The organism is Aquibium carbonis, from assembly GCF_003970795.1.
GTDB classification, from domain to species: domain Bacteria; phylum Pseudomonadota; class Alphaproteobacteria; order Rhizobiales; family Rhizobiaceae; genus Aquibium; species Aquibium carbonis.
Genome location: NZ_RWKW01000002.1, coordinates 56877 through 79291 on the forward strand (window position 1 = coordinate 56877; position 22415 = coordinate 79291).

At 64.6% G+C, this 22415-nt stretch carries 23 protein-coding genes; 8 read left to right on the plus strand and 15 right to left on the minus strand.

Features of this window, described 5'->3' with window-relative positions; genetic code table 11:
• Window positions 1-66: 66 nt before the first annotated feature.
• A complete protein-coding gene (locus tag EJC49_RS00690; protein WP_126697526.1) occupies window positions 67-1365 on the minus strand; it encodes an adenylosuccinate synthase in 1299 nt (432 codons plus the stop codon).
• A gap of 194 nt (window positions 1366-1559) precedes the next feature.
• Between EJC49_RS00690 and EJC49_RS00695 the strand changes: the two genes are divergently transcribed.
• Window positions 1560-2459, plus strand: a complete 900-nt coding sequence (locus EJC49_RS00695; protein WP_126697527.1) for a DMT family transporter — start codon at window positions 1560-1562, stop codon at window positions 2457-2459.
• A 53-nt stretch (window positions 2460-2512) separates the two neighbouring features.
• On the opposite strand, the gene odhB is transcribed toward EJC49_RS00695, so the two are convergent.
• The 10 genes from odhB to EJC49_RS00745 all read right to left on the minus strand — a co-directional run bounded on the left by odhB (window position 2513) and on the right by EJC49_RS00745 (window position 13681).
• Entirely contained in the window at window positions 2513-3775 is a 1263-nt protein-coding gene (odhB, locus tag EJC49_RS00700; protein WP_126697528.1) for a 2-oxoglutarate dehydrogenase complex dihydrolipoyllysine-residue succinyltransferase, read from the minus strand.
• Between the two features lie 45 nt (window positions 3776-3820).
• A complete protein-coding gene (locus EJC49_RS00705) occupies window positions 3821-6808 on the minus strand; it encodes a 2-oxoglutarate dehydrogenase E1 component (protein ID WP_126697529.1) in 2988 nt (995 codons plus the stop codon).
• Between the two features lie 138 nt (window positions 6809-6946).
• Window positions 6947-7849 (minus strand): succinate--CoA ligase subunit alpha, encoded by a 903-nt coding sequence (gene sucD, locus EJC49_RS00710; protein ID WP_126697530.1) that lies wholly within the window; start codon window positions 7847-7849, stop codon window positions 6947-6949.
• 22 nt (window positions 7850-7871) lie between these two features.
• Window positions 7872-8297, minus strand: a complete 426-nt coding sequence (locus EJC49_RS00715) for a PIN domain-containing protein (RefSeq protein WP_126697531.1) — start codon at window positions 8295-8297, stop codon at window positions 7872-7874.
• Window positions 8290-8538 (minus strand): DUF6364 family protein, encoded by a 249-nt coding sequence (locus EJC49_RS00720; RefSeq protein ID WP_126697532.1) that lies wholly within the window; start codon window positions 8536-8538, stop codon window positions 8290-8292. The genes EJC49_RS00715 and EJC49_RS00720 overlap by 8 nt, the downstream gene beginning before the upstream one ends.
• A 111-nt stretch (window positions 8539-8649) precedes the next feature.
• Window positions 8650-9327: a hypothetical protein gene (locus EJC49_RS00725; protein WP_126697533.1), complete on the minus strand. Its 678-nt coding sequence runs from the start codon at window positions 9325-9327 to the stop codon at window positions 8650-8652.
• 151 nt (window positions 9328-9478) lie between these two features.
• Window positions 9479-10672 (minus strand): ADP-forming succinate--CoA ligase subunit beta, encoded by a 1194-nt coding sequence (gene sucC, locus EJC49_RS00730; protein WP_126697534.1) that lies wholly within the window; start codon window positions 10670-10672, stop codon window positions 9479-9481.
• Window positions 10673-10687: 15 nt separating this feature from the next.
• Window positions 10688-11650 carry a malate dehydrogenase gene (gene mdh, locus EJC49_RS00735; RefSeq protein WP_126697535.1) on the minus strand — a complete coding sequence of 321 codons (963 nt, stop codon included), beginning with the start codon at window positions 11648-11650 and terminating at the stop codon, window positions 10688-10690.
• 224 nt (window positions 11651-11874) lie between these two features.
• Window positions 11875-13089 (minus strand): cell division protein ZapE, encoded by a 1215-nt coding sequence (gene zapE, locus EJC49_RS00740; RefSeq protein ID WP_126697536.1) that lies wholly within the window; start codon window positions 13087-13089, stop codon window positions 11875-11877.
• Window positions 13090-13123: 34 nt separating this feature from the next.
• Complete coding sequence (locus EJC49_RS00745; RefSeq protein WP_126697690.1) at window positions 13124-13681, minus strand: AprI/Inh family metalloprotease inhibitor; 558 nt, start codon at window positions 13679-13681, stop codon at window positions 13124-13126.
• A gap of 236 nt (window positions 13682-13917) precedes the next feature.
• On the opposite strand from EJC49_RS00745, the gene EJC49_RS00750 reads away from it, so the two are divergent.
• From EJC49_RS00750 to EJC49_RS00780, 7 genes are all read left to right on the plus strand, one after another.
• On the plus strand, window positions 13918-15012 hold the full coding sequence (locus EJC49_RS00750) for an MBL fold metallo-hydrolase (RefSeq protein ID WP_126697537.1): 1095 nt from the start codon (window positions 13918-13920) through the stop codon (window positions 15010-15012).
• 66 nt (window positions 15013-15078) lie between these two features.
• Window positions 15079-15240, plus strand: a complete 162-nt coding sequence (locus EJC49_RS00755; protein ID WP_126697538.1) for a DUF1328 family protein — start codon at window positions 15079-15081, stop codon at window positions 15238-15240.
• Window positions 15241-15344: 104 nt separating this feature from the next.
• Window positions 15345-16226 (plus strand): diaminopimelate epimerase, encoded by an 882-nt coding sequence (gene dapF / locus EJC49_RS00760; protein WP_126697539.1) that lies wholly within the window; start codon window positions 15345-15347, stop codon window positions 16224-16226.
• The gene (mtaB, locus tag EJC49_RS00765; RefSeq protein WP_126697540.1) at window positions 16223-17524 is read left to right on the plus strand and encodes a tRNA (N(6)-L-threonylcarbamoyladenosine(37)-C(2))-methylthiotransferase MtaB; all 1302 of its coding nucleotides are present in this window, start codon (window positions 16223-16225) and stop codon (window positions 17522-17524) included. Before dapF ends, mtaB begins: the two co-directional genes overlap by 4 nt.
• Window positions 17490-18887 carry a signal recognition particle-docking protein FtsY gene (ftsY, locus tag EJC49_RS00770; protein WP_425358783.1) on the plus strand — a complete coding sequence of 466 codons (1398 nt, stop codon included), beginning with the start codon at window positions 17490-17492 and terminating at the stop codon, window positions 18885-18887. Before mtaB ends, ftsY begins: the two co-directional genes overlap by 35 nt.
• 47 nt (window positions 18888-18934) lie before the next feature.
• Window positions 18935-19588, plus strand: a complete 654-nt coding sequence (locus EJC49_RS00775) for a septation protein A (RefSeq protein ID WP_126697542.1) — start codon at window positions 18935-18937, stop codon at window positions 19586-19588.
• Entirely contained in the window at window positions 19588-20202 is a 615-nt protein-coding gene (locus tag EJC49_RS00780; protein WP_126697543.1) for a pyridoxamine 5'-phosphate oxidase family protein, read from the plus strand. Before EJC49_RS00775 ends, EJC49_RS00780 begins: the two co-directional genes overlap by 1 nt.
• Window positions 20203-20221: 19 nt before the next feature.
• On the opposite strand, the gene EJC49_RS00785 is transcribed toward EJC49_RS00780, so the two are convergent.
• The 4 genes from EJC49_RS00785 to EJC49_RS00800 all read right to left on the minus strand — a co-directional run bounded on the left by EJC49_RS00785 (window position 20222) and on the right by EJC49_RS00800 (window position 22392).
• Window positions 20222-20770, minus strand: a complete 549-nt coding sequence (locus EJC49_RS00785) for an NUDIX hydrolase (RefSeq protein WP_126697544.1) — start codon at window positions 20768-20770, stop codon at window positions 20222-20224.
• 113 nt (window positions 20771-20883) lie between these two features.
• Window positions 20884-21456 carry a DsbE family thiol:disulfide interchange protein gene (locus EJC49_RS00790; RefSeq protein WP_126697545.1) on the minus strand — a complete coding sequence of 191 codons (573 nt, stop codon included), beginning with the start codon at window positions 21454-21456 and terminating at the stop codon, window positions 20884-20886.
• The gene (ccmD, locus tag EJC49_RS00795; protein WP_126697546.1) at window positions 21453-21623 is read right to left on the minus strand and encodes a heme exporter protein CcmD; all 171 of its coding nucleotides are present in this window, start codon (window positions 21621-21623) and stop codon (window positions 21453-21455) included. Before ccmD ends, EJC49_RS00790 begins: the two co-directional genes overlap by 4 nt.
• A 4-nt stretch (window positions 21624-21627) precedes the next feature.
• Entirely contained in the window at window positions 21628-22392 is a 765-nt protein-coding gene (locus EJC49_RS00800) for a heme ABC transporter permease (RefSeq protein ID WP_126697547.1), read from the minus strand.
• Window positions 22393-22415: the final 23 nt, after the last annotated feature.

The window sequence follows — 22415 nt, forward strand, 5'->3', positions numbered from 1 at the left end:
TCTTCGACCTATATTTTTTCCTCCCGGACAGACGCGGCCATTTCCGCCCCCCGCAGGAGTTTCAAACTAATCTTGAAACGGGTCCGTCACAAGTATGGTGTCATCGCGCTCGGGGCTGGTCGACAGCAGCGCAACCGGCGCGCCGATCAGTTCCTCCACGTATCGAACATACTTCACCGCTTGCGCGGGAAGGTCGTTCCAGCTGCGCGCGCCGCGCGTCGTGCCCTTCCAGCCTTCGAGGCTCTTGTAGATGGGCTCCACGCGCGCCTGCGCGCCCTGGCTGGCCGGAAGATAGTCGATCTCTTCGCCGTCAAGTCGATAGCCGGTGCAGACCTTGATCTCGTCGAGCCCGTCGAGAACGTCGAGCTTGGTCAACGCGATGCCATCGATCCCGTTCACCGCCACCGCCTGGCGCACCAGCACGGCGTCGAACCAGCCGCAGCGGCGCTTGCGCCCGGTCACCGTGCCGAACTCGTGGCCGCGCTCGCCGAGGAAATTGCCGACCTCATTGTCCTGCTCGGTCGGAAAAGGCCCTTCGCCGACGCGGGTGGTGTAGGCCTTGGTGATGCCGAGCACGTATCCGATGGTTCCGGGCCCGACACCCGAGCCTGTGGCGGCCTGACCCGACACGGTGTTCGACGACGTCACGAAGGGATAGGTGCCGTGATCGATGTCGAGCAGCGTGCCCTGAGCACCCTCGAACAGGATGCGATCGCCCGCGCGGCGTGCATCGTCGAGAATCTTCCAGACACGATCCATGTAGGGCAGAATCTTGTCGGCGACGGAGCGAAGCTCTTCCATGGCCGTCGCATGGTCGACTTCGGCATGGCCGAGACCGCGCCGCAACGCATTGTGATGCGTGAGCAACCGATCGACCTTGCCCGGAAGGCTTTCCATGTCCGACAGATCCATGACCCGTATCGCCCTGCGGCCGACCTTGTCCTCATAGGCCGGCCCGATACCCCTGCGGGTGGTTCCGATCTTGGTGCCCGAATTCGAGGCCGCGTCTTCGCGGAACCCATCAAGCTCCCTGTGAAGGGACAGTATCAACGCGGTATTTTCGGCTATTTTCAGGCGGTCCGGATTTACGTCGACGCCCTGCCCCTTCAGTCGCTCCACCTCGGCGACGAAGGCATGCGGATCGAAGACCACGCCATTGCCGATGACGGACAGCTTGCCAGGGCGCACGACGCCCGACGGAAGCAGCGACAACTTGTAGACCTTGCCATCGACGACCAGCGTGTGCCCGGCATTGTGTCCGCCCTGGAAACGAACCACGAGATCGGCACGCTCGGACAACCAGTCGACGATCTTGCCCTTGCCCTCATCGCCCCACTGAGACCCGACGACCACGACGTTGGCCATTGACGCTTCCTTCCAGATGCCGGCGCAGGAAGCGCCGCAAAAAATGACAGGCTTCTATAGCGGGCCGCACCGAGCCGCGCGACCCCTTTTCGCGCCGGTTTCGTGCCGAGGACCAACCAAATAGGCGCGTTTGATCATTTACTTCGAGACCGCGAGCCCCTAACCCCGGCGCCACTCGACCTGAACGGATCCCCATGCATCAAGCGGCCTATGCCCTGCTCCTGCTGACGACCATGTTCTGGGGCGGCAATGCCGTGGCCGGCAAGATGGCCGTGGGCCACGTTTCGCCCATGCTGCTCGTCGTCCTGAGATGGGCGATGGCCTTCGGCTTCCTCTACCTGATCGGCCATCGGCAACTGAGCGCCGATTGGGCCGCCGTGCGCCCGAGACTGGCCTACCTGTCCGCGATGGGCTTCTTCGGCTTCGCGGCATTCAATCTCGCGCTCTACGGCGCCTTTCTCTATACGACGGCAGTGAACGGCAGCATCGAGCAGGCCGGCATCCCGGTGGTCATTTTCGCGCTGAACTTCCTGTTTTTCGGGCAGCGCGTCTTCAAGGGCCAGATCGTCGGCTTCCTGCTGACCTTCGCCGGGATCCTGCTGACGGCCGCGCATGGCAATCTCGCCGGGCTGCTGCGGCTCGACCTGAATCGCGGCGACGCGCTGGTGCTGGTCGCGGTGGTGGTCTATGCGGGCTACACTGTGTGCCTGCGCTATCGCCCGCCGATCCACTGGAAGAGCTACATGATCGTGCTCTCGGCGGCCGCCGGCCTCACATCGATCCCGTTCGCCATCATGGAGTACGCCGCCGACGCGATGATCTGGCCCGATGCGACCGGATGGGGCTGCGTGGTCTACACGGCCGTCTTCCCCTCGCTGCTGTCGCAGGTGTTCTACATGCGCGGCGTCGAGATGATCGGCGCGAACCGGGCCGGGCTGTTCATCAACCTCGTCCCGATCTTCGGCACGATGCTTTCGATCCTCGTGCTCGGCGAAGCGCTGCACGGCTATCACGTCGTCGCGATCGCGCTGACCATCGCCGGCATCTGGATCGCGGAGTGGAGCGGGCGCAGGCGGGCGGCGAAGGTAGCCTGAGCGGGCAGCGGGGGCGGCGAGCGTCAGCCAAGCTCGCCGCCAGTGGCGCTTTCCTAGAGATCCAGCACCAGCCGCTCGGGATCCTCCAGGCTTTCCTTGACGCGCACCAGGAAGGTGACGGCTTCCTTGCCGTCGACGATCCGGTGATCGTAGGAGAGCGCGAGATACATCATCGGGCGGATCACGATCTGGCCACCGACGACCATCGGCCGCTCCTGGATCTTGTGCATGCCGAGAATGCCCGACTGCGGCGCGTTGAGGATCGGCGTCGACATCAGCGAGCCGTAGACGCCACCGTTGGAGATGGTGAAGGTGCCGCCCTGCATGTCGGCCATCGACAGCTTGCCGTCGCGCGCCGCGATGCCCAGCCGGCCGATCTCCTTCTCGATCTCGGCGATCGACATCTGGTCGGCGTCGCGCACCACCGGCACCACGAGGCCCTTGTCGGTGCCCACGGCCACGCCGATGTGGCAGTAATTCTTGTAGATGATGTCAGTGCCGTCGATCTCGGCATTGACCGCCGGGATTTCCTTCAGCGCATGCGTCACCGCCTTGGAGAAGAAGCCCATGAAGCCGAGCTTCACGCCATGCTTCTTCTCGAACACGTCCTTGTACTTGGTGCGCAGGTCCATCACCGCCTTCATGTCGACCTCGTTGAAGGTCGTCAGCATGGCGGCGGAGTTCTGGGCGTCCTTCAGCCGGCGCGCGATGGTCTGGCGCAGGCGGGTCATCTTGACGCGCTCCTCGCGGCCCTCGTCGCCCGCGGCCGTGGCGGTGCGGGGAACCTTCGGTGCTTCGGCCGGCTGGGCCGGAGCGCCGCGCGAGATCGCGTCGAGCACGTCGCCCTTCAGGATCTGGCCGCGCTTGCCCGAGCCTTCCACCTGATCGGCGGAAAGATTCTTCTCGGCCATCAGCTTGGCGGCCGACGGAGCGGCGGGCATGTCGCGCTTCGTCACCTCGCCGCCGACGAGTTCAGCGGTCTTGTCCTGCGCATCCTTGACGGTGGAGGAGCCACTGGCGCCGGAGGCCTGGGCAACCGAGGCGCTTTCATCCTTCTTCGGTGCAGGCGCCGCGCCCGCGCCTTCGCCGATCATGCCGAGCAGCGCGCCGACGCCGACGGTCTCGCCTTCCTTGGCAGTGATTTCGGCCAGCTTGCCAGCGGCCGGGGCCGGCACCTCGAGCGTCACCTTGTCGGTTTCGAGCTCGAGCAGCGGTTCGTCCTGGACGACGGCATCGCCCGGCTGCTTGAACCACTTGCCGATGGTTGCTTCGCTGACGGATTCACCCAGCGTGGGGACGCGGATTTCAGTGGCCATGTTTCTTGTTCCGTGCCTTCGAAGGGGTTTCGGATCGATGTTGCGTTATTCGCCCAGCGCATCTTCGAGGAAAGCCTCGAGCTGCGCCAGATGCTTGGACATGAGACCGGTGGCGGGCGACGCCGAGGCGGGGCGTCCCGTGTAGCGCACGCGCTGGTGCTTGGCGTCGATATGGGCGAGCACCCATTCCAGGTAGGGGTCGATGAACGACCAGGAACCCATGTTCTTGGGCTCCTCCTGGCACCAGACCATCTCGGCGTTGCGGAAACGCGAGAGCTCCGTGATCAGCGCCTTGGCTGGGAAGGGATAGAGCTGTTCGATGCGCAGCAGGTAGACGTCGTCGATGCCCCGCTTCTCGCGCTCCTCGTAGAGGTCGAAATAGACCTTGCCCGAACACATGACGACGCGGCGGATCTTCGAGTCCTTCACCAGCTTGATCGGCTGGTCCGCTAGGAGCTGGGCATCGTCCCACAGCAGGCGGTGGAACGAGCTCTCCCCCGACATCTCGGCCAGCGTCGAGACCGCGCGCTTGTGGCGCAGCAGCGACTTCGGCGTCATGAGGATCAGCGGCTTGCGGAAATCGCGCTTCAATTGCCGGCGCAGCGCATGGAAGTAGTTGGCCGGCGTGGTGAGGTTGGCGACCTGCATGTTGTCTTCGGCGCACATCTGCAGCCAGCGCTCCAGGCGGGCCGACGAGTGCTCCGGTCCCTGCCCCTCGTAGCCGTGCGGCAGGAGGCACACGAGGCCCGACATCCGCAGCCACTTGCGTTCGCCCGACGAGATGAACTGGTCGAACACCACCTGGGCGCCGTTGGCGAAATCGCCGAACTGCGCTTCCCAGAGCGTCAGCGCGCGCGGCTCGGCCAGCGAGTAGCCATATTCGAAGCCGAGCACGGCCTCTTCCGAGAGCATCGAGTTGATGACTTCGTAATTGGCCTGCTGGGGACCGAGATTGTTGAGCGGGATGTAGCGGTTCTCGTCGCGCTGGTCGTAGAGCACCGAATGGCGCTGCGAGAACGTGCCGCGCTCAGAATCCTGGCCTGACAGGCGCACCGGATTGCCCTCGAGCAGGATCGAGCCGAAAGCCAGCGACTCGGCGGTGGCCCAATCGATACCTTCGCCCGTTTCGATCGCCTGGCGGCGATTCTCCAGGAAGCGGTTGATGGTGCGATGAACCTCGAAATCCTTCGGGATGTCGGTCAGCTTGCGGCCGATCTCCTTCAGAGATTTCATCGGCACGCCGGTCTTGCCACGGCGCTGTTCGTCCTGATTGTCGGCGCTGCGAAGCCCTGACCACGCGCCATCCAGCCAATCGGCCTTGTTCGGCTTGTAGGCCTGTCCGGACTCGAACTCGACTTCGAGGTGGGCGCGCCACTCGGCCTTCATCTGGTCGACCTCTTCACGGGTCACCAGATTCTCGTCGATCAGCTTCTGCGAATAGATCTGCACGGTCGACGGGTGCGACCGAATCTTCTTGTACATGAGCGGCTGCGTGAAGGCCGGCTCGTCACCCTCATTGTGGCCGAAGCGCCGGTAGCAGAACATGTCGATCACGACAGGCTTCTGGAAGGTCATCCGGAACTCGGTCGCCACCTTTGCGGCGTAGACCACCGCTTCGGGATCGTCGCCGTTGACGTGGAAGATCGGCGCCTCGATCATCTTGGCGACGTCGGAAGGGTACGGGGACGACCGCGAGAAGCGCGGATTGGTCGTGAAGCCGATTTGGTTGTTGATGATGAAATGCAGCGTGCCGCCAACCCTGTGGCCGCGCAGGCCCGAAAGGCCGAGGCACTCGGCTACCACGCCCTGGCCGGCAAAGGCGGCGTCGCCATGCAGCAGCAAAGGCAGAACCTTGGCGCGTTCTTCCTGCGGCACGACTTCCTCGCGCTTGCGGCCGAAGATCTGGTCTTGCTTGGCGCGGGCCTTGCCCATGACCACGGGATTGACGATCTCGAGATGCGAGGGGTTGGCCGTCAGCGACAGATGCACCTTGTTGCCGTCGAACTCGCGGTCTGACGACGCGCCGAGATGGTACTTCACGTCACCCGAACCCTCGACGTCGTCGGGAGCGAAAGAGCCGCCCTTGAACTCGTGGAAGACGGCCCGATGCGGCTTGCCCATCACCTGAGTGAGAACGTTGAGACGGCCACGATGGGCCATGCCGAGCACGATCTCCTTCATGCCCATGTTGCCGCCGCGCTTGATGATCTGCTCCAACGCCGGGATCAGCGCCTCGCCGCCGTCGAGGCCGAAACGCTTGGTGCCCTTGTACTTGACGTCGATGAACTGTTCGAAGCCTTCCGCCTCGATCAGCTTCTGCAGGATCGCCTTCTTGCCGTTCGCGGTAAACTCGATGCCCTTGTCGGGCCCCTCGATGCGCTCCTGGATCCAGGCCTTCTCCTCCGGATTGGAGATATGCATGAACTCGACGCCAAGCGTGGAACTGTAGGTCCGCTGCAGGATGTCGAGCATCTGCCGGATGGTGGCGAACTCGAGTCCGAGCACGTTGTCGATGAAGATCGGGCGGTCGAAGTCGGCTTCGGTGAAGCCGTAGTTTTCGGGCGACAGTTCGTTGTAGTCCTCCTGGCGGCTGGCGACACCCAAGGGATCGAGGTTGGCATGCAGATGGCCGCGCATGCGAAAGGCGCGGATCATCATGATGGCCCGCACCGAATCGCGGGTCGCGCGGTGGACGTCAGCCTCCGACAATGCGGCGCCGGTCGTGGCGGCCTTCTCGCGCGTGCGCCTGTCGAAATGCTTCTCGACTGTGCCCCAATCGCCATCGAGCGCAGATACCAGTTCGCCATTGGCCTTCAATGGCCAGTTGGCCCGCTCCCAGGAAGCGCCACGGGCGTTCTTGCGAACGTCGTCGGCATCATCCTTCAGGGCACCGAAAAACTCCCGCCATTCGGGATCGACGGCGTTCGGATCGTCCTGCCAGGAGGCATAGAGTTCTTCGATATAGTTGGCGTTGCCGCCATAGAGGAACGAGGTGAGGGAAAACTGGTCGTTGGCCTGATCCTGCCGTGCCATGGTCGGTCCTTGCCGGAGCCTGCGGCCCCGTCTCCTTCTTGGTGCGGCGTATTGGCCGCTGTTTCCTTGGCGGTTGCCCGCCTGTTCCTGCTCCTCGATGGGAGCGGCCGCTGGTGCGGCCGGTCCCGATGCTCGTAATCAGCCCTTGAGGGCTTCGAGCAGAGTCTGCCCGAGTCGCGCCGGCGAGGGTGAAACACGAATACCCGCCGATTCCATGGCCGCGATCTTGTCTTCCGCGCCACCCTTGCCGCCGGAGATCACCGCGCCCGCATGGCCCATCGTGCGTCCGGCCGGGGCCGTACGGCCCGCGATGAAGCCGGCCATCGGCTTGCTGCGGCCCTTCTTCGCCTCGTCCTTGAGGAACTGCGCCGCGTCTTCCTCGGCCGAACCGCCGATCTCGCCGATCATGATGATCGACTGGGTCTCGTCGTCGGCCAGGAACATCTCGAGCATGTCGATGAACTCCGTGCCCTTGACCGGATCGCCACCGATGCCGACGGCCGTCGACTGACCGAGACCGGCGTTGGAGGTCTGGAACACCGCCTCATAGGTAAGCGTTCCGGAGCGCGAGACAACGCCCACCGAACCCTTGCGGAAGATGTTCCCGGGCATGATGCCGATCTTGCACTCGTTCGGCGTCACGATGCCCGGGCAGTTCGGCCCGATGAGGCGCGAGGCCGACCGGTCGAGACGAGCCTTGACCTTGACCATGTCCATGACCGGGATGCCCTCGGTGATGCAGACGATCAGCGGGATCTCGGCCTCAATCGCCTCGATGATGGCTTCGGCCGCACCTGCCGGCGGCACGTAGACCACCGAAGCGCTGGCGCCGGTGCGCTCCTTGCCCTCGGCGACGGAGGAAAAGATCGGCAGGCTTTCGCCCTTCGACCCAGCCCAGGTCTCGCCGCCCTTCTTGGGATGGATGCCGCCGACCATCTGCGTGCCGTGATAGGCCAGCGCCTGCTCGGTGTGGAAGGTGCCGGTCTTGCCGGTCAAGCCCTGGACGAGAACCTTGGTGTCTTTGTTGACGAGGATCGACATGGACGCTGCGCTCTCCGCTGCTTCAGGATGCTAGGAATGGGTTTAGGACCGTGACGGACCCGTAGGTCTGGCCATGGTTGAGATCTTCGGAATAGACTGTCCTCGCGCCGAGCTTCTCGGCCGCCGCGATGATCGCACCGTCCCAGTAGGTAATCTCGTAGCGCATGGAAATGGCGATGCCGGCGTGGACGACGTGCGCATCGACGGGCAGGCATGGCTTCTTCGCGATGACCCGCACCCATTCGGCCGCCTTTGCGGCCGAAAGAGGCGTCTTGCCCTCCTTGCAGACATTGACGAAAAATTCGGCCAGGACCTGGGACGACGTGCAGTAATTCGCCTCCACGACGATGCGGCGCGCAATCGCTTTCTTCTCCGGCGCATCGGGTACCCGTTGCGCGGCGTAGATGAAGACGTTTGTGTCGAGGAAGACATCGGTTGCATCAATCAAAGCGGCGATGCCCGGAATAGGTCTGGTCCCGGGAGGGGCGGTGATCGCCCAAGTCGCCCTCGGATTCGTCGATCAGACGCAACAATTCCTCCCGCGCCTCGTCCCGCTCCCGCTCCTGTTCGACAAGCCGCTGGAGATAGACTCTGACCATCTCGTTCACCGTCGTGCGACGCATGGCGGCGAGAACCCGCGCCTTGTCGAGCAGGTCGTCGTCGATGGCGAGGGTCAGGTTCTTGGTCACGCGTTCACGGCTTACACGGGTTATGTGGAGCACATAATGTGTGTGCGACGGATTGGCAAGCGAAAGCAGCAGGCGCGTCCACGGGCATTGGACGCTGGTCGCGCGCGATGCTCAGCAATAGGTTTCCGGCACCACCTCTCCCGGGTTCGGCTCGGAGGTTTCGAACTTCAGCACCAGCCCGGAAAATCCTGTGGCGGCCTGGTGCGGGCTGCCTTCCGGCACGAATGTCAGGTAGGTGTCGCCGGTGCGTGGCATCGGGCATGGCGGCCCCCAGACATAGCTCGTCAGCGTGTCGTCCAAATGGCGGTTGCCCACGGGCTTCTCGAGCAGGGCGCTGACCTGTCCCGGTCCGATCGGCGCCTTCGCATCGAAATTGTAGAGATAGCAGCCGATATAGACCCAGGGATTGAGCGGGTCGTCCTCGTCACCGATGATGAAGGATGCCCGGCTGACGACGAGATAGTGGTCCTGCTCCAGCACAGGCCTGGAGAAGATCGTGTATTCGAACGTCCCCTGCAGTTCGGGATCCTCCGCCTCCGCCTCCGACTTCGCCATCAGCGCGTCGAGCTCGGCGTTGGCGGTTCTCTCTGCGTCTCGCCAGCCGGCCGCACGCGCCGTGTCCACCGTGCCGGGATAGCTCATGCGTTGCGGCACGCAGGCATCGGCGAAGGCCTTCACGAAGGCGACGTCGTAGTCCTCGGCGAACGCGGGCGTGGAATGGGCGGTCAGCGTGGCGACCAGAGCCACGAAGGCGGTGCCAAGGGACGACTTCGGAAGCCTGCGAGTCATGCGGCCCTCCTCCCCAACCAATCAAAGGCTGACATTCGTCAAGCCGAACGCCTCGCTAACCCTCACTCCCGCACTCGCCAGCAAGCCGACCGGGCCGAGGGACATGACATATCAACCGCAAGACCCTGCAGACCCGATGGGAACCCCGTCGTCAGCCCTGAACGGCCGCGACGATCTTCTTGGCCGCGTCGTCGAGATCGTCGGCCGAGATGACGTTGAGGCCGCTCTCGTTGATGATCTTCTTGCCCAGCTCCACGTTGGTGCCTTCGAGGCGCACAACGAGCGGAACCGTCAGCCCGACCTCCTTCACCGCGGCGATCACGCCCTCGGCGATGACGTCGCACTTCATGATGCCACCGAAGATGTTGACCAGGATGCCCTTCACGGCCGGATCGGCGGTGATGATCTTGAAGGCGGCCGCGACCTTCTCCTTGCCGGCGCCACCGCCGACGTCGCAGAAATTGGCCGGCTCGGCGCCGTAGAGCTTGATGATGTCCATGGTGGCCATGGCGAGGCCCGCACCGTTCACCATGCAGCCGATATTGCCGTCGAGCGCGACATAGGCGAGGTCCCACTTGGAGGCCTCGATTTCCTTGGAGTCCTCCTCGGACTCGTCGCGGAGCGCCTTGATGTCGTCGTGGCGGAAGAGCGCGTTGCCGTCGAACGACACCTTGGCGTCCAGAACGCGCAGCCGGCCGTCCTTCATGACGATCAGCGGGTTGACCTCGAGCAGCGCCATGTCCTTCTCGACGAAGGCCTTGTAGAGGATCGGGAACAGGCTCTCGCCGTCCTTTGCCGCATCGCCCGACAGCGCCAGCGCCTCGTTCAGCTTCGCCACATCGGCGGCGGTGACGCCCTTTTCAGGCGCGATCGCGACGGTGATGATCTTCTCGGGCGTGTCGTGCGCGACCTGCTCGATGTCCATGCCGCCCTCGGTGGAGACGACGAAGGCCACCTGGCCGACGGTGCGGTCGACGAGAATCGACAGGTAGAGCTCGCGCTCGATGTCGGCGCCGTCCTCGATGTAGAGGCGGTTGACCTGCTTGCCCTCGGGCCCGGTCTGCTTGGTGACCAGCGTGTTGCCGAGCATGTCGGTCGCGTGCGCGACGACCTCCTCGATCGACTTCGCCAGCCGCACGCCGCCCTTGGCGTCGGGCGACAGTTCCTTGAACTTGCCCTTGCCCCGGCCGCCGGCATGGATCTGGCTCTTCACGACATAGAGCGGACCCGGCAACGACTTCGCCGCCGTTTCCGCTTCGCCGACAGACATGATCGCGACGCCCTCGGCGACGGGCGCGCCGTAGCCCTTCAGAACCTGCTTGGCCTGGTATTCGTGGATGTTCATCGGGCTATGGTTCCGTTACTTCAGGTTCGGGGCGATGCCGACGCAGGCTTCGCAGAGCGACTGCACGGCGGCGACGGACTTCTCGAACATCTTCTGCTCGGTCTTGTTGAAGTCGATCTCGATGATGCGCTCGACGCCGCCGGCGCCGATGACGACGGGAACGCCGACATACATGTCCTTCAGGCCATACTGGCCATCGAGATGAGCAGCGCAGGGGAGAACGCGCTTCTTGTCCTTGAGGTAGGATTCAGCCATCGCGATGGCCGACGCGGCCGGCGCGTAATAGGCGGAGCCGGTCTTGAGAAGCGCGACGATCTCGCCGCCGCCCTTGCGGGTGCGTTCGACGATGGCGTCCAGCTTCTCCTTGCTGGTCCAGCCCATCTTGATGAGGTCGGGCAATGGGATGCCGGCGACGGTGGAGTAGCGCACCATCGGCACCATGTCGTCGCCATGGCCGCCGAGCGTCATCGCCGACACGTCCTCGACCGAAACCTTGAACTCTTCGGCAAGGAAGTAGCGGAAACGGGCGGAGTCGAGCACGCCGGCCATGCCCACGACATGGGTCTTCGGCAGGCCCGAGAACTTCTGCAGCGCCCAGACCATGGCGTCGAGCGGGTTGGTGATGCAGATGACGAAGGCATTCGGGGCATACTTCCTGATGCCGGCGCCCACCTGCTCCATGACCTTGAGGTTGATCCCGAGCAGGTCGTCGCGGCTCATGCCGGGCTTGCGCGGCACGCCGGCGGTTACGATGCAAACATCGGCGCCCTTGATGGCCGAATAGTCGTTGGCGCCGAGATAATGCGCATCGAAGCCGTCGACGGGCGAGGATTCGGCGATGTCGAGCCCCTTGCCCTGCGGAATTCCCTCGGCGATGTCGAACAGGACGACGTCACCGAGTTCCTTGAGACCGATCAGGTGGGCCAGCGTTCCGCCGATCATGCCGGAACCGATGAGCGCGATCTTGCTGCGTGCCATTTTGGTGGATTTCCCTCGCGACTGCTTGGGCCTACCCGGCCCGGATGACAGGATTGCGTCTGTTTCTGCCGGTCTGTCGGTCGCCTTGGTCCGGCGGAAAATTGACCGACGCCATACCGTCAAGGGAAGAAAAACTCAATGGAAAATTTCAGACCCAAGGATTTCAATCGTTTAATGCGCTTGGGATTTACGTAAACGTCAAAATTTCATCCGATGCACGAAGATCAGACTCGAGGTTCGTCCTGACGCACGGCAAGAGCGCCGTTGGAATCCTGCGTTGCCGAAGCGGCTTCCCAGGCATCGCGCCATTCCTCGCTCTGCATCTCAATCAGGCGCGAGGCGGTGCGGTCGAACTCGAAGGCTTCGGCGCCGATGCGGCCGCGATAGAGTTCCGTGGGTGCGGCCTGAGCAGTCGCGACGAGGCGCACCTTGCGATCGTAAAGCGTGTCGACCAACAGGATGAAGCGCTTCGCCTCGTTGCGGCGGCTGTCGTCCATGACCGGGATGCCGCCAAGAAAGATCGTCCGATAGCGATCCGCGATGGCGAGATAGTCGCGGGCGGCCAGCGGCTTCTCGCACAGGTCGGCGAAGGCGAAGCGCGCGGCGTCGCGTACCGCACGGGGAACGGGCACATGACGGCCCTTCACGACCACCTCGTCTGCCCTTTCGACCGATCCATCGACCAACGCGCGCCAGGCTTCGTCGAAGCGATGCTCGTTGGCGGCGTCGATCGGATGCATGTAAACGGGCACGCCGTCCAGTTTCTCGAGCCGATAGTCCGTGTCCGCGTCGAGGAACAGAATCTGCGCGTGGCGTTTCAGAATGGCGATGAACGGGGTGAACAGCGGCCTGTTCAGGCCATCGCGATAGAGGTCGTCGGGCGCGACGTTGGAGGTTGCGACAAGCACGACACCTTCATCGAAGAGGGCAGAGAACAAGCGCGACAGGATCATCGCATCGGCGATGTCGGTGACGGAGAACTCATCGAAGCAGAGCACCCATGACTGCTCGGCAAGGTCCCTTGCCACCGGCGGGATGGGATCGTCGCCTTTTGCCGTGCCGGCCTTGACCGCGGCACGGTGGCGGCCGATGCGATCGTGCACCTCGGCCATGAAGTCGTTGAAGTGAACCCGCCGTTTGCGCCGGACCGGCACCAGCTCGAAGAACATGTCCATCAGCATGGTCTTGCCGCGCCCGACGCCACCATGAATGTAGAGGCCCCTGACGGGCTCCCTGGTCTGGCGCTTGCGTCCGAACAACCAGCCGAGCGAACTCGACTTTGCCGCCAGTCGCTTGGCCGCGACATCCTCGATCAGCCGATCGAAAGCGGCCACCAACGGTTCCTGGGCCGGATCGCGGGTCATCTCGCCCCGCTCCACCTTGTCCCCATAGGCCTGACGAAGCGTGCGGAAGGGCTGGAGTCCGTCGCGCGTCTTCATCAGGGCCGTATTCCGGTGTTCCGGTATCGATGCGTCAGCGGCTGAGAGAGATGGGCTGACCGGACGTCATCTGTCCATCGAACCGCTCCGGGCTCGACGAGTAGAGCCGGGCGAGCAGGTCGCCATTGCCGTCATAGAGCGACAATTGCTTGCCTGCGACGTTCCACGACTTCACGCCGTCCAGCGGAATCGGACAGCGAAGCGGGCCGGCGCGAAAGCCCTGGCCGAACTTGGTCTGCGGTGTCGCGACACGGCATCCCTGGCCGGCCACCGTGGCATTCCAGACGCCGGCGACGCTGCCGGCCGTGAGGTCGGGCGCACCGGCCGGCGCGCTGGCGTTCGGGTCGAGGGCCGCGACCTGCTGGCCATCATTCGTCATCCCGGGCGGGGGCGGGAAAGAACTGGCATCGCTCGGCCCGGAGGGCGGCGGCAACTGGCTCGCGACGACCGCTCCGGACGGCGCCGGCTGAAGCGGCTCCGGCCGCGTGTTGAGCGAGCCCACGCGGCTGCTCTGACAACCGGACACGATGGCAAGCGCAACCATGGCAGCAGCGGCAAGGCCGGTTTTCGTCAACCCGGCAGTCGAAAGCATCATGCGTAATCCTCCATGAGGACGGTGTGGCAAACGAGCCGTCCCGCTTCGCGAGTCGGCCAGAAACATGGCATTGTTGGGTCGATAACACGAAGAGGGTCGTGATTTCACGCCCTGTTGGAAAATTATCCGCGTCGGCAAAGCACCGGCGCATCCAACCCCGCCGCCGCGTTTGACGGGCGCCACGAGGCACACCATCTGCTTGAAGGATGGAAGACGTGACACAGGACGAAGGCATGAACAGGCGCAGCTTGATCAAGTGGACGGGACTGACCGGCCTGACGGCCGTGGCTGGAGGCGGCGCCCTGGCAGCAAAGGACAGCGGCGAAAACCCCTATTACGTCGGCCCGGCAAGCGATCACTACGATGGGCGCATCTTCTTCAATCCGGACGGCGTGCCGCCCGCGGCTTTCTCCGACCTGCTTCGCTGGCAGCTTGGCGGCGGAAAGAAGAAATGGCCCAAATCCTGGCCGAGCCCCTTCCCGCAGGCGACGCCCGAACGGCTTTCGACCGAGCACGCGCTACGCGTGACCATGGTGGGACATGCCACGATGCTGATCCAGGCCGGCGGACTGACCTACCTCACCGACCCGGTCTGGTCGGACCGGGTTTCGCCCGTCTCCTTCGCGGGGCCACGCCGTGTCAACGCACCAGGAATCGCGTTTGAGGACCTGCCGAAGGTCGACGTCGTGCTGCTGTCTCACAATCACTATGACCATTTCGACGTTGCGACGCTGAAGCGGCTGAAGGCGGAGCACGACCCGCTGGTCGTGACTCCCTTGGGAAACGACACGATCCTGCATCGCGCGGTACCGACGATGCGGATCGCGAAAGGAGACTGGGGACACCATCACGATATCGTGCTGCCGCATGGCCGGGCCCGCATTCACATCGAGCCTGCGCATCACTGGTCGGCACGAGGTACAGGCGACCGCAGAATGGCGCTCTGGGCAGCGTTTGCAGTCGAAACCTCGGCAGGCAAGATCTACTACGCCGGCGACACCGGTTTCCATCGCGGCATCAACTACCGGGAAGCAGCCAGCAAGCATGGCGGCTTTCGCTTCGCGGTGCTGCCCATCGGCGCCTACGAGCCGCGCTGGTTCATGCAAGGGCAGCACCAGAACCCGCAGGAAGCCGTCGAAGGCATGCTACTCTCGAAGACGGAGTTCGCGGCCGGTTGCCATTGGGGGACCTTCCAACTCACCAACGAAGCGGTGGAGGAACCACGCGACCATCTCCATGCCGCTCTGGACGCGCGCGCCATTGCGCGCGACCGGTTCAGGCCCATGTTGCCGGGCGAAGTCTGGGACGTGCCGGCCTCCACGGGGTAACTGCGCCCGACAGGAACGATTCAGCCCCCACTCCATTTTCCTCAGTGTCAATATGAGGAAACGATGATGCTAGACTGGATCCTGATACTGCTGGTCGTGGCTGCGGTCGCCGCGCTGCTGGGCTTCAACGCCATTTCTGGCGCGGCGTTGACGGGCGCGAAAATTCTGATCGGGCTCGTCCTGGTCCTGTTCCTGCTGGTTCTGTTCGGCATCATTGCGCTGGCGTAGGGATGCGGGCGCCTGCGGGTGCCGAGGCCGTGCCGCCGATACTGGTAATCCGGGACGTGTTCGGCCATATAGCGGGCTGAACAGGTCAAGTTCGGTCAACACCCATGACACTCCGTGCCCCTTTTGCGAAGATGAACGGGCTCGGCAACGAAATCATCGTTGCCGACATGCGCGGACGGTCCGACCGGGTGACGCCCGCAGCGGCGCTGGCACTCGCCGCCGACAAGGACACGCATTTCGACCAGATCATGGCCATCCATGACCCTCGCACCCCCGGGACAGGCTGGTTTGTCGACATCCTGAACTCGGACGGTTCGTCGGCGCAGGCCTGCGGCAATGGCATGCGTTGCGTCGTGCAGGCGCTCGCGGCCGAAAACGGCCAGACGCTGTTCACCTTCGAGACCGTCGCAGGCATCCTCAATGCAGAACTGCACCGGGATGGATTGATCTCGGTCGACATGGGCACGCCAAAGTTCGGTTGGCGCGACATTCCGCTGGCCGAAGAGTTTCGCGACACACGCGCCATAGAACTCCAGGCCGGACCGATCGACGCGCCGGTGCTGCATTCGCCGTCGGTCGTCTCGATGGGCAACCCGCATGCGATCTTCTGGGTCGACGCCGATGTCTGGTCCTACGAGCTCGACCGGATCGGCCCGCTTCTCGAGAACCACCCGATCTTTCCCGAGCGCGCCAACATCACCATCGCGCAGGTTACCTCGCGCGATGCCATGACGATCCGCACCTGGGAGCGCGGCGCCGGGCTGACGAAGGCCTGCGGGTCGGCTGCCTGCGCCGCAGCCGTCGCAGGCGCGCGAACTGGACGCACGTCACGCAGCGTGGAACTGAAGGCGCCCGGCGGATTGCTGCGCGTGACGTGGGGCGACGACGACCATGTCGTGCTGACCGGCCCTGCCGAGTGGGAGTTTTCCGGCCAGTTCGACCCGGAGACGGGCATCTGGGCGCGCGAGACGGAGGATGCCCGGTGACGGCGGGCGATCGCGCTGGCATCGACGTCGTCACCTTCGGCTGCCGTCTCAACACCTACGAGTCGGAGGTGATGAAGCGCGAGGCCGAGACGGCGGGTCTCGGCGCCCTTTCGGGCGGCGCTGTGATCTTCAACACCTGCGCCGTCACGGCCGAGGCCGTGCGTCAGGCGCGGCAGGCGATCCGCAAGGCGCGCCGCGACAATCCTGCAGCACGCATCATCGTGACCGGCTGTGCCGCGCAGACCGATCCCGACAGCTTCGCTGGAATGGCCGAGGTCGACCTCGTTCTCGGCAACGAGGAAAAGCTCGCCGCACACAACTACCGGGCGCTGCCAGATTTCGGCATCAACGATACGGAGAAGGCCCGCGTCAACGACATCATGTCGGTGACCGAAACGGCCTTGCACATGGTCGATGCGATCGAGGGCCGCGCGCGCGCCTTCGTGCAGGTGCAGAACGGCTGCGATCATCGCTGCACGTTCTGCATCATCCCCTATGGTCGCGGAAATTCGCGCTCGGTTCCGATGGGCGCGGTGGTGGAGCAGATCAGGCGACTCGCGGGCAATGGCTACCGAGAGGTGGTGCTGTCCGGTGTCGACATGACGAGCTATGGCGCCGACCTGCCTGGCGCCCCGCGTCTCGGCAAGCTGGTTCGCACGATCCTGCGCCAGGTGCCCGACATCGAGCGGTTGCGGCTGTCGTCGATCGATTCCATCGAGGCAGACGAGGATCTGATGGAGGCCATCGCCACGGAGATGCGGCTGATGCCGCATCTGCACCTGTCCCTGCAGGCCGGCGACGACATGGTGCTCAAGCGCATGAAGCGGCGGCATCTGCGCGAGGATTCGATCCGCTTCTGCGAGGATGTCCGACGGCTGCGGCCAGACATCGTCTTCGGCGCCGACATCATCGCCGGCTTTCCGACCGAGACCGAGACGATGTTCCAGAACTCGCTGAGGATCGTGGACGAATGCGGGCTGACGCATCTTCACGTCTTCCCGTTCTCGCCGCGGGAAGGAACGCCGGCCGCCCGCATGCCGCCGGTGGACCGCCGGACGGTAAAAGACCGCGCTGCACGGCTGCGCGAAGCAGGCGAGCGAGCCTATCGCCGGCATCTCGTCGCGCTGACTGGCACGAAACAGCGCGTGCTGGTCGAGCGCGAGGGTCTGGGCCGCACGGAAGGCTTCACCCTGGTCGGCCTCGACGACGGCGCGCCGGGCGAGATCGTGACGGTGCGGATCGCCGGCAACGACGGCGCCAGGCTTGTCGCCGCGCCGCGACAAGCGGCTGCGGCCTGAGGACCCACGAATGGCATTTGGCTTCATCAAGAAGGTCTTTTCCTTCGGCAAGGACAAGGGCGAAGAGACGCCAGCCGATGACCATGTGGAAACGCCGATCGTCGACGCGCCTGTGTCAGCGACCACGGAGACGCCGGACGCGCCCGACCTTTCGGCGGAGATCAGGCCGCCGCTGCGCGAGCCGTCACCCGTGCACGCCGATCCCCTGCGTGACGAGATCGCGCCCGAGATGGAAGCGATCGCGCCGCCGAACGCGGACGATCCATCGCAAGATCAAATCGGCGACGTTCGTGCGGTGTCCGCTTCACGTCCCTCCGACCCCACGGCCCCCGAGGCCTCGGCTCCTGATCCATCGTCGTCTGCGCCAGCCGGCCGGATTACCGTCGGCAAGGCTGTCGAGCGCAAGGCCGAGGACGCCGGTTCCGCCGCAGCGACGCCCGTCGCCCGTCAGACCTGGTTCCAGAAGTTGCGCGAGGGCCTGTCGCGTTCCTCGCGCGAACTATCCGGCTCGATCGCCGGCGTCTTTACCAAGCGCAAGCTGGACGAAAACACGCTGCAGGACCTCGAGGACGTGCTGATCCGCGCCGATCTCGGCATGGAGACGGCGATGCGCGTCACCGACGCGCTCGCCTCCGGACGCTACGGCAAGGACGTTTCCGATCTCGAGGTCCGGACGATCATGGCGCAGGAGGTCGAAAAGGTGCTGAAGCCAGTGGCGCTGCCGCTGGAACTGGACCTTTCGGTGAAGCCGCACGTGATCCTGGTCGTCGGCGTCAACGGCACCGGCAAGACGACCACGATCGGCAAGCTCGCCGCCAAGCTGACGGCCGGCGGGCTCAAGGTCATGCTGGCGGCGGGCGACACGTTCCGTGCGGCCGCCATCGAGCAGTTGAAGATCTGGGGCGAGCGGACGGGCTCGCCGGTTGTCGCCACAAAGCTCGGCGCCGATGCCGCTGGCCTTGCCTGGGATGCCTTCGAGAAGGCGAAGGCCGCAGGCTCCGACGTCCTGATCATCGACACGGCCGGCCGGCTGCAGAACAAGACCGAGCTGATGGCCGAACTGGAAAAGATCGTGCGCGTTCTGAACAAGCTGGACCCGGACGCGCCGCACACCGTGCTCCAGACGGTCGACGCCACCACCGGCCAGAACGCGCTCAACCAGGTCGAGATTTTCCGCAACATCGCGGGCGTGAACGGGCTGGTGATGACCAAGCTCGACGGCACGGCGCGCGGCGGCATCCTCGTCGCCATCGCGGCGAAGCACAAGCTGCCGGTCTATTTCATCGGCGTCGGCGAACAGGTCGACGATCTCGAACCTTTTTCGGCGAGCGAATTCGCCAAGGCGATCGCTGGCGTCGGCTGACTTTCCGCCCGCCGAGCCGCCGAACCGACCGCAAGGACAGGACAACAATGTCAGAACCGATCCTCGAACGCGACCCCGCCGACCCGAAGCGCAAGCATATGAACCCACTGCTGAAGCTTGCGCTGGAACTCGGGCCGCTGATGGTGTTCTTCTTCGCCAATTCGCGCGGCGAATGGCTGGCCGAGACCTTCCCGGCGTTGGGCGAGTTCGGCGGGCCGCTATTCGTCGCCACCGGCCTGTTCATGGTCGCCACGGCGATTTCGCTGAGCGTGTCCTGGCTGATGGTGCGCTCGCTGCCGATCATGCCGCTGGTGTCAGGTGTCGTCGTCTTCGTCTTCGGCGCGCTGACGCTCTATCTGCAGGACGAGATCTTCATCAAGATGAAGCCGACCATCGTCAACACGCTGTTCGGCGCCGTGCTGCTCGGAGGTCTCTTCTTCGGCAAGTCGCTGCTCGGCTACGTCTTCGACGAGGCGTTCAAGCTCGACGCCGAGGGCTGGCGCAAGCTGACCTTGCGGTGGGGCCTGTTCTTTCTCTTCCTGGCTCTTGTCAACGAGGTTGTCTGGCGGATGTTCTCGACCGATGCCTGGGTGGCGTTCAAGGTGTGGGGCATCATGCCGATTACGCTGATCTTTACTTTCAGCCAGATGCCGCTGATCATGCGGCATTCGACCGACGATACGTTCAGGAAGGGGAGTTGATGGAGTTCCTGACCAGCCGCGAGGAACTGCGCGGCCTCTACAAGGCGACGCACGAGCGCGCGATCCAAAAGGAACTGCCCGTCCTCGACCAGCACGCGCGGGGCTTCATCCGGAAGAGCCCGTTCCTGCTGATCGGTTCATCGGATGGGAACGGAAACGCCGACGTGACGCCGCGCGGGGACAGGCCGGGCTTCGTTGCCGTGCTCGACGACCGTACGATTGCAATCCCCGACCGGCCGGGCAACAACCGGCTGGACACGCTGGAAAACATCGTCGCCGAGCCCTCGGTCGGGCTCCTGTTCCTGATCCCCAACATGAACGAGACGCTGCGTCTCAACGGCCACGCGCGCATCACCGCGGATACCAATCTGCGCGAGCGCCTCGCCGTCGATGGCAAGCTGCCAACGACCGTGGTCGTGGTCCAGGTCCGCTCGGTCTACATGCACTGCGCCAAGGCCTTCCTGCGGTCCAACCTGTGGGCACCAGAAACCTGGCCCGCCCGCTCCGAGATGCCGACGCTGGGCGAGATCCTCAAGGACCAGATCGCCTTCGCGGCGACGGCGGCCGAAACCGACGAAGCGCTCGCCGACGCCTACGCCAAGACCCTTTGGTGACGAACAGGACCGGCCATTCTCATCGCCCCGGCGATGCGTTCCCGTCCTCGCCCGGCGGATTGGCGAAGGGCGCGACGCCCCTGCCCTCCTGCACCATGCGTTCGTGACGCAGCATCCAGTGCACCGTCGGGAAGGCCAGGTCCGCCCACGGAATATCGTCCCAGGAAAACAGTGCCACCTCCAAGCTCTCCTCCCCCGCCGAGAAGGCCGGTTCGGCCAACGTCGCGCGGTAGATGAGCTGCACCTGGCTCAGGCGCGGCACAGAATAGATGGCGAGCAGGCCGTCGAGCGACAGGGCGGCATTGGCTTCCTCCTGAGCCTCGCGGCGGGCGCCGTCCTCCGGCGTCTCGTGCAGTTCCATGAAGCCGGCCGGCACGGTCCAGAAGCCGTGGCGCGGCTCGATCGCCCGGCGGCAGAGCAGGATCTTCCCCTGATGGCGCACCACCGAGCCGACCACGATCTTCGGGTTTTCGTAGTTGACGAAACCGCAGTTCTCGCAGACGGCGCGCTCATGGGTGTCGCCATCGGGGACGGTGCGGGCGAAGACGGGCGGAAGCGGATAAACCATGGAGGGGAAAGATAGGGCGAAGCCGAGAGGTTGCCAATCGGCGAGAGCCAGCATTGGAACGGCCGGGCCGCCGGTTCTTCCACCCTGCCCCGGCGCCTCCCCAAGGAAGGCGGTTATCCCGCCAGCGCCTTTTCGATCTGCGGCATCAGGTCGTCGGCAAAGCTCCGGGGTGTGAAGGGGCCGACATGTTTCCACAGGATCGTGCCATCCCTGCCGACAAGGAACGTCTCCGGCACGCCATAGACGCCCCAGTTGATAGCGGTTCGGCCGACGTCGTCGACGCCGATGGCGTCGTAGGGATTGCCGAGTTCGCCGAGGAAGCGGCGGGCGTTCTCGGGCTTGTCCTTGTAGTTGAGGCCAACGATGCGCACGCGTTCGTCGCGGGTCAGCTGCATCAGGAGCGGGTGCTCCTGCCGGCACGGCGCGCACCAGGACGCCCAGACATTGACCAGCGTCACCTGTCCCTCGAAGGCGGCATTGGTCACGCCGGGCAGGTTGACGCCTTCGAGCGGTGGCAGATCGGTCGGCGGCGCCTGCTGGCCGATGAGCGCCGACGGAATGGCCGAGATGTCTCGGCCGGACAGGAGTTGCGCGAGGAACAGCCCGGACAGGGCGAGAAAAAGGGCGAGCGGCACGAAGACCAGCCAGCGTCGCGGGCGCGTCGGGCGTGTATCCTCGACGTTCATCTGTTGCCCGTATCCGCGCGATCGGAGCGGCGGCGCAAGCCCCGCGCCTCGAGGTCGGCGAGTTCGGCCTTCCGCGCGCGCTGGTCGATCAGGTTCCAGGCAACGAGGCCGAGGATGCCGAGCGCGGAAATACCATAGGCGGCGGCGACAAAGAGTTCATGAGACATGGCGTCAGGCCACCCCGGCATCGGCGCGGCGCGCCGAGATGCGACGCATGGCGGTCACGCGGCGGCGCCAGATTTCGGTGCGGATCGCCATCAGATGCAGCGTGAAGAACAGCAGCGAGAAACCCAGCGCGCAGATCAGCAGCGGCCAGAGCATGGTCGGATGGATGGTCGGCCCGTCGAGGCGGATCACCGATGCCGGCTGGTGCAGCGTGTTCCACCAATCGACCGAGAACTTGATGATGGGGATGTTGATGAAACCGACCAGCGTGACGATGGCGGCCGCGCGCGCCGAGCGGCCCGGATCGTCCAGCGCCCGCGTCAGCGCGATCAACCCGAGATACATCAGGAACAGGATGAAGACGGAAGTCAGGCGCGCATCCCACACCCACCAGGTGCCCCACATCGGCTTGCCCCAGATCGAGCCGGTGATCAGGCAGAGCACGGTGAACATGGCACCGATGGGGGCTGCGGCCTTGAGCGCCACGTCGGCCAGCGGATGGCGCCACACCAGCGTGCCGATCGCTGACATCGACATGATCGAATAGCACATCATCGCGAGCCAGGCGAAAGGCACGTGGATGTACATGATGCGGACGGTGATGCCCTGCTGGTAATCCTCCGGGGCGGCAAAGGCCATCCAGATGCCCAGAGCCAGCACCGCTGCCGTTATCGCGGCAAGCCACGGCACGACCGCGTTGGCGAAGCCGACGAAGCGCGTCGGATTCGCCAGGTCGCTCCAACGTCCGATGGCTGGAATGGTCTGGCTCATGGGTTCTCAATAGAGGGAGTTGG